The organism is Zunongwangia sp. (assembly GCF_048269745.1).
GTDB lineage: Bacteria > Bacteroidota > Bacteroidia > Flavobacteriales > Flavobacteriaceae > Zunongwangia.
Genome location: NZ_JBLXIB010000005.1, coordinates 58,896 through 71,927, shown reverse-complemented (window position 1 = coordinate 71,927; position 13,032 = coordinate 58,896). Strand labels below are relative to the sequence as shown.

The window sequence follows — 13,032 nt, the reverse complement described above, 5'->3', positions numbered from 1 at the left end:
ATTATGAAAACGATAAACTTGATAAAAAAAATGATGCTAGCTTTACCAATTGCATTGCTAGTATCGTGTCACGACGATCTCGATCAAGATCCTAAAATAAATCCTAATAACTTTACTGAAAATGATGTTTTCTCAAATGCAGATGAAGCAAAAAGCGCTTTAGCAAAATTGTATGCCAGTTTAGCATTAACTGGCCAAAAAGGCCCTTCTGGAGAACCCGATATTACGAGTATAGATGAAGGGACTTCCCAATATTCGAGAATGCTTTTTAACTTAAACGAATTAACTACCGATAATGCCGTTGTTAGCTGGGGAGACCCAGGTTTACCAGATTTACATGCTATGAACTGGGGAGCAGGAAACATTTTTACAACGGCTATGTATTATCGCCTAGCACAAGAAGTATCTTTCTGTAATTCTTTTATTAATAATGCAGAAAGTTTAAGTGAAAATTCTGAAGTAGGTTTTTACATAGCTGAAGCTCGATTTTTACGTGCATTTGCCTATTATAACCTTATCGATTTATATGCGAATATTCCAATAGTAACTGAAGTTTCTACTTCCCTTCCTACCCAAAATTCAAGAGAAGAGGTATTTAATTTTGTTGAATCTGAATTATTAGATGTTCAAGATCAATTAAAAGAAAGCGGTGCCAACGAATATGGACGAGTAGACCGAGTTGCTGCTTGGGCTTTACTTTCTAAATTATATTTAAATGCCGAAACTTGGGTTAATGAAAACAGATATACCGATGCAATTACTTATGCTCAAAAAACAATAAATTCTTCATATGCAATAAATACAACTGATGCTAATGGAAATGGTTCTGCTTACGATGAGCTTTTTCTTGCAGACAATAATAGCAATGGTGCTCAAAATGAATTCATTTTTGTATTAAATTTTGATGGAAATAACTCTAGAACCTATGGAGGTACAAGCTTCTTAGTACATGCTGCTATTGGTGGATCGATGACTGCTTCAGACTATGGAGTAAATGGTGGTTGGGAAGGATTACGGACTACTAAAACATTAGTTTCTAAATTTGATTATGCAGTAAACGAAACGGATGAAGATGGTAATCCAACTTCTTGGAACGATCACCGTGCTTTATTTTACACCGATGGTCAGAATCTAGAAATAAATACAATTGCAAACACTTTCTCTGATGGTTATGCAGTTGTTAAATTCACCAACATAGATAGCGAAGGTAATAGTGGAAATGATAAAGCTGGAAATTTTGTAGATACCGATTTACCCCTAATCCGATTAGCCGATATTTATCTGGTTTATGCAGAAGCTGTAATTCGTGGTGGTTCAGGTGGAGATGTTCAAACGGCTACTAATTATATTAATGAATTACGAGAACGCTCTTTCGGTAACACAAACGGAAATATTTCATCTTCAGACGTTAATTTAGACTTTATTTTAAATGAAAGAGCTCGAGAATTATATTGGGAAGGCCAACGTAGAACCGATTTAATTCGATTTAAAAAATATACATCTGCTAATTATTTATGGCCTTTTAAAGGAGGGGTACAAAATGGAACTTCCGTTTCAGATTATCGAAATGTTTTTCCACTTCCAAGTGACATAATAGCAATTAATTCAAATCTTACACAAAATCCAGGATACTAAAATATTTAAGACTATGAGAAATTTTAAATACCTTTTAATCGCTTTTTTAGGAATTATCAGCTTATTTTCTTGTTCTGATGATGACTTCACATTTATTGCAAAGCAAGATCCTAACGGAATTTCATTCTCCAATACAACATCAGAGGTTTATACCTTAGATGCAGTAAATGCCGATAATCTAGCAGAAAGATTTGTATGGAATTCGGTAGACTTTGGTGTACAAACTCCGGTAAGTTATGAATTACAAGGTGCTACTTCTTCATCTTTTGATGAAATAGACCCTATAAGTAATGGTAAAGAAACAAATGCGGCAGTAACTATAAAAAATATGTTAACATTAGCTAAAGATGCCGGATTAGATAACGATCCTGATACAGAAGCTCCAAATTCTGGAGATCTATTTTTTAGAGTACGTGGATATGTTGGTAGTAACGGTGGTGGAAATTTAGTGGAACAATATTCAGATACACTAACTGTCAGAGTGATGCTTCCAGAAAATACAGATGCTGTAGAACTAAAAAGAGAACTTTATTTAGTGGGGGATGCAACTGCAGCAGGTTGGAGTAACGATAACAACAATACTCCTCTTTTCAGAGATTCTGAAAATGACGACTTATATTATTTTGAAGGTCGTTTTGCAGGAGGTGCCGATGTTGAAGGATTTAAACTATTAGAAAGTTTAGGGAAATGGCAACCACAATGGGGAATTTCAGAAGAAATGGTAACCAGTAGCGAAATTTTAGGTAATGACCCTAATGCTTTTAAAGTTACTGAAGATGCTTATTTCAATCTTACCGTTAATGTTGCTGACGGTACTTATTCTATGGAAAGTATTGATGAAAGCTCTGCTACTTCTTATACAAGTATAGGAATTATTGGGGATGCTACTCCAACCGGTTGGGATGCTGATACAGATATGACACAATCTGAATTTAATTCACATATTTGGTACATTAATGATTTAACTCTAACAGATGGTGAATTTAAATTTAGAGAAAATAATGACTGGGACGTAAGCTGGGGAATTGTTTCTGATGCTTTGAGTGACAAAGCAGAATTAGGAAATTCTAAAAATATGACAGCTTCTTCAGGCATCTATGATATTTGGTTTAATGATCTTGACGGACGTTATATCTTAATTCCACAGATTTCAGAATAAACAACTTAATTGATAAAGGCTGCTGCGGCAGCCTTTTTTAAATCACCTTATTATATGAAAAAGTTAGTTACATCTAATACGCTTCTCTATATATTTATTTTGGTTATTTTCAGTTCTTGTTCTTCTGATGATGATGAAAATATAACTCCTGAACCTGAACCACCAAAAACTGTGAACCCAATTAATCTAGCCGATTTCGACAACGGAAACCGAGTTATGATGCAGGCTTTCTATTGGGATGTAGAACCAAGATTCGAATGGTGGAACACCATAGAGGAACAAGTTAGTGGTTGGTCTGAAAACGGTATCGATCGTATTTGGTTACCCCCTGCAAGTAAAGGCCAATCTGGTGGGTATTCAATGGGATACGATCCTTCAGATTATTTCGATTTTGGAAATTTTAATCAACATGGTACCACTCCCACCCGATTCGGAACAAAAGAAGAGCTCGAAAACCTGATTGCTACAGCACATCAGAATAATCTTGAGGTTATTGCTGATATTGTGCTAAACCATAACTCTGGTGGTGGTTTAGAATACAATCCGTACCGAAAAAAAGAAACCTATACCCTATTTGATGAAACACATGGAAATGCTTCCGGAATGTTTAATAGAAATTATGAAGATTTTTACCCAAATAGTGTAAGTAATTACGATCCGGGAAGTTTATTTTATGAAGAAACCAACCTCGACCATCACCGTGAACACGTCCAAAATTGGTTATGGAAAAACGATAATTCTGTAGCTAAATATTATAAAAACACCATGAAATTTGATGGCTGGCGTTTCGATTATGTATTGGGTTTTGAACCTTTTGTAATTAAAGATTGGCTAAATGAAGTAGGTGGTTTTGCTGTAAGTGAACTTTGGGATGGAAATCCGGAAGTATTGCGAAAATTTGTAAATGAAACGGGGAGTAGCGTATTCGATTTTTCAACATTTTACAAATTAGAAGAAGCTTTTGATAGAAATAACGATCTAACCATATTACAAAAAGATATGCTTTGGAAATCCAATCCGGATAAAGCAGTAACTTTTACTGCCAACCATGATACTGAAAAGGATGAAAATGAAAACAATTTAATTTCAACTGAAAATAAATTAAAAGCCTATGCTTATATTTTAACACATCCTGGATATCCTTGCATATTTTATTCTGATTATCAAAACGAAGCATTTCAAGAATCTATTCAACAACTTATCAAAATTCATAATAGCTTAGCCATAGGCGATGTTACAATTTTATATGTAGATGATGATGAATATATTATGCAAAGAGGTGGCTCCGAAGGTAATCCTGGTTTAATTTTGTACATAAATACTAGCAACAATAACAAACGTAGAGCTATTACTACAGATTGGGAAGATAAGGTTTTAATGGATTATACCTCACATTCAAACTATCAACCAAAATCAGAAATTTTCGGAAAAGTAAGTATAGAAGCTCCCGCAAACTCGTATGCAGTATGGTCTATTATGGAATAAATTAAATAAGAAAAAGTCTATTTAAAGAACAATAAAAATCCGACACTTTTTTGTCGGATTTTTTTGTTAAAAAACAGTTCAATTTAATGGGAAATAATTAGTTTTGCATGCACTTCTTTCTTTATAAGAAAAGTACTATTCTTCAATAAAAGCAAAACAAAAACATTATTTTTTGTTGACTTTCTTATTTTTAATTTTAAATAAAATATTGAAAAACAAGTTATTAACAATCAATATTTGATAACTTTTATATACTTTTTTAGTTGAAACTTTTCAATAATTAATTACATTTATCACTCTTAAATCTTAGTTAGTATTATTTAACCGAAGTGATTTTATGCCTGTACAAACAACACCTCTAAAAGCAACAATTTACACACAAGATGAAGCTTATAAAGCTGCTTTAGAATATTTTAAAGGAGACGATTTAGCCGCTCGTGTTTGGGTAAATAAATATGCTCTTAAAGATTCTGATGGAAATATTTATGAAAATACTCCTAACGATATGCACCACCGGATTGCAAAAGAAATAGCGCGTATCGAGAAACGGTACCCTAACCCGATGACGGAAGATGAAGTATTCGATTTAATTAAAAACTTCAAATATATTGTACCGCAAGGAAGCCCAATGGCCGGAATTGGAAATCCGTACCAAATTGCTTCACTTTCTAACTGTTTTGTTATAGGTAATGATGGTGATTCTGATTCGTACGGTGGAATTATGAAAATAGATCAAGAACAAGTACAATTAATGAAACGCCGTGGTGGTGTGGGTCACGATTTATCACATATCCGTCCAAAAGGCTCACCTGTAAAAAATTCGGCTTTAACTTCAACCGGTATTGTTCCGTTTATGGAACGCTATTCAAATTCTACTCGAGAGGTAGCGCAAGATGGTCGTCGGGGAGCTTTAATGCTTTCTGTTTCGGTAAACCATCCGGATGCTGAAGATTTTATCGATGCTAAAATGGAACAAGGAAAAGTAACGGGCGCTAATATTTCAGTGCGTATTGATGATACGTTTATGAGGGCGGTAGAAAACAACGCTACTTATCAACAAAAATATCCGATTTTCAGTAAAAATCCATTAGTTTTTAAAGATATTGAAGCTGATAAAATTTGGAAAAAAATTGTTCATAATGCATGGAAATCAGCTGAACCAGGAATCTTATTTTGGGATACTATTATTAATGAATCTGTTCCAGATTGTTATGCAGATTTAGGTTATAAAACAGTATCTACCAACCCGTGCGGCGAAATTCCGCTTTGCCCTTACGATTCGTGTCGTTTATTAGCGATCAATTTATTCTCTTATGTAGAAAATCCGTTTACTAAAAAAGCTAATTTTAATTATAAGCTTTTCAAAAAACATATTGAGGCCGCACAACGAATTATGGATGATATTATCGATTTAGAACTAGAAAAAATCGATGCCATTTTAGCCAAAATCGATGCTGATCCGGAAAACGAAGACGTAAAAGGAATTGAAAGAAATTTATGGATTAACATTAAGAAAAAAGCGCAAGAAGGTAGAAGAACCGGAATCGGAATTACTGCGGAAGGTGATATGCTTGCTGCTTTAGGCATTACTTATGGTAGTGAAAAAGGAGTTGAATTTTCTACTGAAATCCATAAAAATATTGCTTTAGAAGCCTATCGGGCATCAGTAAAAACTGCGAAAGAACGAGGTTCTTTTGGCATTTTTGATGCGGATCGTGAAAAAGATAATCCGTTTATTCAACGATTAAAAAAAGCGGACAAAAAACTATATTTTGACATGCTCGAATATGGTCGTCGGAATATTGCTTTATTAACCATTGCTCCAACCGGAACTACTAGCTTAATGACGCAAACTTCTTCAGGTATCGAGCCTGTTTTCTTACCGGTATATAAACGAAGAAGAAAAGTAAATCCAAATGATAAAGATTCACGAGTAGATTTTGTAGATGAAGTTGGTGATAGCTGGGAAGAGTATGTAGTATTTCACCATCGTTTTAAAGAATGGATGCAAGTTAATGGTTACGACACTACCAAAAATTATAGCAATGAAGAAATCGATGAGCTTATTAAAGCTTCGCCATATTATAAAGCTACTTCGAACGATGTAGATTGGCTCAGCAAAGTACGTATGCAAGGAGCCGTACAAAAATGGGTGGACCATTCTATTAGTGTAACTATCAACCTACCGAATAAAGTAAGTGAAGAATTAGTAGGTAATTTATATTTAGAAGCTTGGAAAGCCGGCTGTAAAGGTGTTACCGTATATCGAGATGGGTCTAGATCTGGAGTTTTAATTTCTAATGACGAGAAAAAAGAAGAAGAGAAAGCAGATAATGGTATTTTTCCTACCAAACGCCCAGAAGTTTTAGAGGCAGATGTAGTTCGTTTTCAAAATAACAAAGACAAATGGATTGCATTTATCGGTTTAATTGATGGACGTCCTTATGAAATTTTTACTGGTTTTGCTGACGATGAAGATGGTATCCTGTTACCACGCTGGGTAAATTCTGGATTAATCATTAAAAACAGAAATGAAGACGGTAGCTCTCGTTACGATTTTCAATACCAAAATAAAAGAGGCTACAAAACAACTATAGAAGGCTTATCGCATAAATTTAATCCTGAATTTTGGAATTATGCTAAATTAATATCTAGTACACTTCGGCATGGTATGCCAATAGATAATGTAGTAAACCTTGTTAATAGTTTACAATTAGATACAGAGTCTATAAACACTTGGAAAAATGGTGTTGCTAGAGCGTTAAAACGTTTTATTGCTGATGGTACTATAGCTAAAAAAGAACGATGTACTAATTGCGGTTCTTCAAACTTAATTTATCAAGAAGGATGCTTAACTTGTAAGGATTGTGGTTCCTCTAAATGCGGATAATTAGACTATAGTTAAACGCTTATATTTTTAAATAAAGGGTTGCATTTAGCAACCCTTCTTCGTGAATAAAATTCTTATTTATTTTCTGCTTTTAATTTTTGGAATTGGATATTTAAAATCTTAGTCTATAATCCTAAGTAATTCCAAATGAAAAAACATATAAGTTTAGATGAAGTTTTATCTCACGCCCCAGACATAATTTTATATGCGGCACCAATAATGATTGGTCTGGCACTGCTAGAATTTTATTTTAGTTGGAAACACAAAAAAGAATTATATGAAAAAAAGGATTTTTTAACTTCGCTTAGTATTGGGCTTGTATACGTATTGCAAGGTTTAGTAACCAAATCAATAATGTTTGGTTTAGTACTTTGGGTATATAATGCTGTACCTTGGAGTATTCCTGTAAATTGGTTTACTTGTATTTTATGTTTTATAGTATTAGATTTTTGTAGATATTGGGCCCATCGTTATGGCCACGAAATTAACTTTTTATGGGCTACTCATGTTACGCATCATAATTCAGAGAAATATAATTTATCGACTTCGTTTCGACTCTCTTGGACGCAACAAATAAAAGTTATCTTTTTTATACCAATAAGCTTTTTAGGCTTTCATCCGGTAGTATTTTTTATTTGCCATCAATTAGCGGTTTTATATCAATTCTGGATTCATACTGAACTTATTCGAAAAATGCCTAAATGGTTTAGTTTCATTTTTGTAACGCCTTCTCATCATCGTGTTCACCACGGAACTAACACACACTACTTAGATAAAAATTATGGTTCTACATTTATATTTTGGGATCGGATATTTGGCACATTTCAGAAAGAAGATGAAAAATCGGTTTATGGAATTATCGATCAGCCTAAACACTTTAATCCGGTAAAACATGTATTTCATGTTTGGGTAGACATTTTCAGAAATATGCGCCAAGCTAGTAGTGTAAAAAAAGCATTACTAATTCTGGTACAATCACCAGATACACTTGGTAAAAAGTCATCATCAAGTAAATCTTCTTAAAATTATAAATATTCTAATACTAAAAAAGATACTGTTTAAGCAGCTTAACCTATTTCAAAATTATATCCCATTTTCAATAAATCTTGATAACGTTTATAATCAAATTTATGCAAAAAAGCACCGCGTCTAGATCCGGTTTTATCTTTTTCATTGGTATTAATTAAAAGTTTTAAACTCTTCAATTTCTTTCTAAAATTTCTATCATCTAATGGTTTTTGATAAATCGCTTCGTATAAGGTTTGTAATTGAGGAATTGTAAATTTTTCTGGAAGCAGTTCAAAACCTATAGGCTGGTATCGAGCTTTAGTTTTTAAAGCTTCTAAAGCATCTGTTACCATTTGACTGTGATCTAACACTAAATTAGGTAACTCATCCATATCAAACCAATGTGCACCATGCTTTTTAGTAAGTTCTTTATCGTATTCATCAATACGAATAAGCGCAAATTGGGCTATTGAAATACAGCGGTATCCAGGATCCCTATCTGCCTTTCCGTAGGCTTTAAGCTGCTGCATAAAAACATTCTTCAAACCTGTTATTTCCTTTAAAACTCGTTGTGCAGCATCGGAAACATCCTCTTCTAATTTTACAAACTTACCAATTAAAGACCACTCCCCTTCTAAAGGTGAGACCCTTCTATTAAAAACTAATAACTTAAGCTTTCCTTCATCAAAACCAAAAATTATACAATCGGTAGCCACATACATTTTGTTATCTTGATACAAGTCTTTAGTCATCAGATTTTTTTATTGTTTTAAAAGTGCCCTAAATATAATGAAATAAGTAAAAAATTAACTCAAAAAAAATGAATGTAAATTTTACGTTTATTATATTTGATGTATAAACATCTTAAATAATAAGACTTTGGATACCATACATACTTCAGAAAAATTTCCGGAAGAATTAAAAAATTTCACACCAACACTAAAAGTAGGTTCTCCCGGTAGAATTAATTTAATAGGCGAACATACCGATTATAATAATGGTTTTGTAATGCCTACAGCTATTGATAAAAAAATATTTTTTGAATTCAGCGAGAATAATACCAATAGCACTTGCCGAGTATACAGTGCAACTTATGAGGCTTATTTAGAATTCGACAGTAACAACTTTTCAAAAAGTGATAAAGCTTGGGAAAATTATATTTTAGGTGTAGTTAGCGAAATTCAAAAAAAAGATAAAAAAATTAAAGGTTTCGATTGTATTTTAAAAAGTGAACTTTCTACCGGAGCAGGCATCAGTTCTTCTGCTGCTTTAGAATGCGGTTTTGCCAGTGGGTTAAATACATTATTTCAATTAGACTTATCTAAAATTGAAATTGCACAACTTTCTCAAAAAGCTGAGCACAATTTTGTTGGGAATAACTGCGGAATTATGGATCAGTTTGCATCTGTTCTCAGCAAAAAAGATCATATTATTTTATTAGACTGCGAAAGTTTACAGGCCAATTATATTCCGGCAGATTTTAAAAACTGTAAATTATTATTATTAAATACCAATGTATCGCATAGCCTTGCCGATAGCGAATATAACACACGCCGTAAGGAGTGCGAAAGTGCTGTATCCATTTTAAAAAATACACATCCAGAAATTAATAGTTTAAGAGATGTAACTTTTGAAATGCTGGAAAATGAAAAAAATAAATTAAAAGGTAAATCCTACCAACGTAGTTTATACGTATTACGAGAAAACGATCGGGTTCAAAAAGCTACTGAAGCTATTAAAGCAGGAAAATTAACGGAATTTGGTAATTTAATGTACGGATCTCATGAAGGTTTACAATACGACTACGAGGTGAGCTGTAAAGAATTAGATTTTTTAGTTGAATTCTCTAAAGATAAAAGTTACATCTATGGTTCACGTATGATGGGTGGTGGTTTTGGCGGATGCACCATTAATTTAATTGAAGCCGATAAAATTGAAGAGTATACAAAAGAAGCTGCAAAAGCATATTTCGAAGAATTTCAGATAAAATTAGATGCAATTGCAGTAACGCCAAGCGCAGGTACCGAAATTGAATATTTATAGTATAAAATAATTATAATGGCAACATCAATAAACTCAGTTCCACATAGAAGATATAATATTTTAACTGGAGAATGGATACTTTGTTCTCCACACCGTACCAAACGCCCATGGCAAGGTAAAACCGAAAAAGATACCACACCTAAAAAAGAAAAGTACGATCCTTCCTGTTATCTATGCCCCGGTAATACACGAAGCACAGGAGCAAAAAATCCAGATTACGATGCACCCTATACTTTTGTAAACGATTTTTCTGCTTTGCTTATCGACACTCCGGTTCTAAAAGAAGAAAACGGATTGATGAAAGCAGAAAGTGAAATAGGAATCTGTAAAGTAGTTTGTTTCTCTCCGGACCACTCACTTACCTTACCACAAATGAAGGTGGATAATATTGTGAAAGTTATTCAAACTTGGAAAAAAGAATATAAAGAGTTAGGATCACAAGAAAACATTAATTACGTTCAGATATTTGAAAACAAAGGCGCAATAATGGGTTGTAGCAATCCACATCCACACGGGCAAATTTGGTCACAATACTCTATTCCTACTGAAATTGAAAAAAAATCAGCTCGTTTTAAAGAATATTGGGATACCAATAAACGAAGCCTGTTAGGCGATTACTTACAACAAGAACTAGAAGTAAAAGAACGAATTATTGTTGAAAATGAAGATTTTGTTGCCTTAGTCCCATATTGGGCTGTATGGCCTTACGAAATTATGATTGCTCCTAAAAAGCACTATCAGCATATTGGACAATTAAATGAAAGTGAAGAAAAATCATTTGCTGAAATTTTAAAAAAGCTAACTATAAAATACGATAATCTTTTTGAAACTTCATTCCCCTACTCTAGTGGAATTCATCAAATACCTACTAACGGAAACGAATATCCGGAATGGCATTGGCATATGAGTTTTTATCCGCCTTTATTACGCTCAGCTACCGTTAAAAAATTTATGGTAGGTTACGAAATGTTTGCCGGACCACAACGTGATATTACCGCTGAACAAGCGGCAAAAACACTTCAAAATTTAAGTGATATTCATTATTTAGAGCAATAGTTTTTTTAAAATAACTCTATAAAAAAAGCCCGAATTAAAATTCGGGCTTTTTTATTGTTATTCTATTATTAAACAATTACCAGAACATTGCATATAGCATAGCTATAATTAAAATAATTGCAAAACTACCAATATTGAATACTGGACTTGTTTTAAATAATCCTTTTGTAATTTTAATTGCTTTTTCCTGATCTTTTCCTCCAGTTTCAGCATAACTAATACCTACCATAATCAACATAGTCAAGATCCATGTTGCCATCATTTGGTACATAAATGGCCAAGTAATAAAGAATGGAGACTCTACCCATCCGTTAGGTCCCACTTTAAAATAAAGTGCAATTGGAATTGAAACTAACACACCCCATATTGCTGCTTTGTTTGTGGTTTTTTTCCAAAATAAACCAAGCATGAATACAGCTAAAATACCAGGACTTACAACTCCTGTATACTCTTGAATATATTGGAATACCTGTCCTAAACTTTTTAATTGTGGTGCCAAAATAATAGCAATTACTAGGGCAATACTTGCTGTAATACGACCAACATTAACTAGCCCTTTTTCAGAATTTCCTTTCTGAATATAAGGCTTATAAATATCCATTGTAAAAATGGTTGCTGTACTATTTAACATAGAAGCTAAAGAAGAAACAATAGCTGCTGCTAAAGCGGCTAATACTAAACCTTTAAGACCCGCAGGCACAAACTCTTTAATTAACCAAGGCGCTGCATTATCGTTAATTATAGTTCCATCTCCTCTAAAGAAAGAAGCATCAGCAACTCCTTGTACTATTTCACCACTAACATCTGCATTCATTACAAAAGCAATAATTCCTGGTACAACAGTAATTAAAGGAATTAATAATTTTAAGAATCCCGCCATCACAATACCTTTTTGTGATTCTTTCAAACTTTTAGCGGCTAATGTACGTTGTATAATATACTGGTTAAAGCCCCAATAGTAAAGGTTAGCTACCCAAAGACCACCAACTAGTACTGCAATTCCTGGCAAATCCCACCATGCATCTTTTCCATTAGGTGTTATAATTTCACCTTTATCCAAAATCATAGAGAATTTCTCAGGAACTTGTTCGTAAATTTCCACCATACCATGGAAAATATTTCCATCGCTAGCTACGTGTTCTAAAGCAATATAAGTTGTTATTAATCCACCAATAACAAGTAATACTACTTGTACAACATCTGTCCATGCTACTGCAGAAAGACCTCCATATAAAGAATAAGCAGCTGCAAAAAGAGCTAAACCAATAATACTCTCCATAAATATGCTACCGTCACCAGTACCAATAATAGTGTCTAATGCTGTAGCTCCTAAATACAATACAGAAGTAAGGTTTACAAAAACAAATAAAGCTATCCAGAAAACAGCTAAAATTGTTTTTAAATTTTTACCATATCTAACCTCAATAAATTCAGGTATCGTATATAATTTCTTTTCAATAAAAACCGGCAAGAAAAATTTCCCTACAATAATTAAAGTTAATGCTGCCATCCATTCGTAAGAAGCAATGGCTATACCTAACGCAAAACCAGAACCTGACATACCAATATACTGCTCGGCAGAAATATTTGCAGCAATTAAAGAAGCCCCTATCGCCCACCAAGGTAACGATTTACTGGCTAAAAAATAATCTTCGGAAGTGTCTCCCTTTCCTCTAGATACCCATAGACCTACACCTATAATTAACAAAGCGTACGCAACGAATACTATAATATCTAGTAATTCAAATTCCATATA

9 protein-coding genes are annotated in these 13,032 nt (G+C 33.4%); 7 read left to right on the top strand and 2 right to left on the bottom strand.

Features of this window, described 5'->3' with window-relative positions:
- The first annotated feature begins 3 nt into the window (after positions 1-3).
- The 5 genes from ACN0WI_RS07895 (at position 4) to ACN0WI_RS07875 (ending at position 8,192) form a co-directional block, all read left to right on the top strand.
- Positions 4-1,635, top strand: a complete 1,632-nt coding sequence (locus ACN0WI_RS07895) for a RagB/SusD family nutrient uptake outer membrane protein (RefSeq protein WP_417886131.1) — start codon at positions 4-6, stop codon at positions 1,633-1,635.
- Between the two features lie 13 nt (positions 1,636-1,648).
- A complete protein-coding gene (locus ACN0WI_RS07890) occupies positions 1,649-2,794 on the top strand; it encodes a SusF/SusE family outer membrane protein (RefSeq protein WP_417886130.1) in 1,146 nt (381 codons plus the stop codon).
- A 54-nt stretch (positions 2,795-2,848) separates the two neighbouring features.
- Positions 2,849-4,279 (top strand): alpha-amylase, encoded by a 1,431-nt coding sequence (locus tag ACN0WI_RS07885; protein WP_417886129.1) that lies wholly within the window; start codon positions 2,849-2,851, stop codon positions 4,277-4,279.
- Positions 4,280-4,616: 337 nt separating this feature from the next.
- Complete coding sequence (locus tag ACN0WI_RS07880; protein WP_417886128.1) at positions 4,617-7,169, top strand: adenosylcobalamin-dependent ribonucleoside-diphosphate reductase; 2,553 nt, start codon at positions 4,617-4,619, stop codon at positions 7,167-7,169.
- Between the two features lie 147 nt (positions 7,170-7,316).
- Complete coding sequence (locus ACN0WI_RS07875; RefSeq protein ID WP_417886126.1) at positions 7,317-8,192, top strand: sterol desaturase family protein; 876 nt, start codon at positions 7,317-7,319, stop codon at positions 8,190-8,192.
- 44 nt (positions 8,193-8,236) lie between these two features.
- Here the strand turns inward: ACN0WI_RS07875 and ACN0WI_RS07870 are convergent, their stop codons facing one another.
- Positions 8,237-8,929, bottom strand: coding sequence for an NUDIX hydrolase (locus tag ACN0WI_RS07870; RefSeq protein ID WP_417886125.1), 693 nt, complete (start codon positions 8,927-8,929; stop codon positions 8,237-8,239).
- A gap of 127 nt (positions 8,930-9,056) precedes the next feature.
- On the opposite strand from ACN0WI_RS07870, the gene galK reads away from it, so the two are divergent.
- Positions 9,057-10,220, top strand: a complete 1,164-nt coding sequence (galK, locus tag ACN0WI_RS07865) for a galactokinase (protein WP_417886124.1) — start codon at positions 9,057-9,059, stop codon at positions 10,218-10,220.
- 15 nt (positions 10,221-10,235) lie between these two features.
- A complete protein-coding gene (locus tag ACN0WI_RS07860) occupies positions 10,236-11,276 on the top strand; it encodes a UDP-glucose--hexose-1-phosphate uridylyltransferase (protein ID WP_417886123.1) in 1,041 nt (346 codons plus the stop codon).
- Between the two features lie 76 nt (positions 11,277-11,352).
- Here ACN0WI_RS07860 and ACN0WI_RS07855 read toward each other — a convergent pair whose 3' ends face one another.
- Positions 11,353-13,029, bottom strand: coding sequence for a sodium/sugar symporter (locus ACN0WI_RS07855; RefSeq protein WP_417886122.1), 1,677 nt, complete (start codon positions 13,027-13,029; stop codon positions 11,353-11,355).
- Positions 13,030-13,032 lie beyond the last annotated feature (3 nt).

Excerpts from the sequence above, each read along its gene's own strand:
- ACN0WI_RS07895 (WP_417886131.1), top strand. The coding sequence starts at position 4 with ATGAAAACGATAAACTTGATAAAAAAAATGATGCTAGCTTTACCAATT.
- ACN0WI_RS07890 (WP_417886130.1), top strand. The coding sequence starts at position 1,649 with ATGAGAAATTTTAAATACCTTTTAATCGCTTTTTTAGGAATTATCAGC.
- ACN0WI_RS07885 (WP_417886129.1), top strand. The coding sequence starts at position 2,849 with ATGAAAAAGTTAGTTACATCTAATACGCTTCTCTATATATTTATTTTG.
- ACN0WI_RS07880 (WP_417886128.1), top strand. The coding sequence starts at position 4,617 with ATGCCTGTACAAACAACACCTCTAAAAGCAACAATTTACACACAAGAT.
- ACN0WI_RS07875 (WP_417886126.1), top strand. The coding sequence starts at position 7,317 with ATGAAAAAACATATAAGTTTAGATGAAGTTTTATCTCACGCCCCAGAC.
- ACN0WI_RS07870 (WP_417886125.1), bottom strand. The coding sequence starts at position 8,929 with ATGACTAAAGACTTGTATCAAGATAACAAAATGTATGTGGCTACCGAT.
- ACN0WI_RS07860 (WP_417886123.1), top strand. The coding sequence starts at position 10,236 with ATGGCAACATCAATAAACTCAGTTCCACATAGAAGATATAATATTTTA.
- ACN0WI_RS07855 (WP_417886122.1), bottom strand. The coding sequence starts at position 13,029 with ATGGAATTTGAATTACTAGATATTATAGTATTCGTTGCGTACGCTTTG.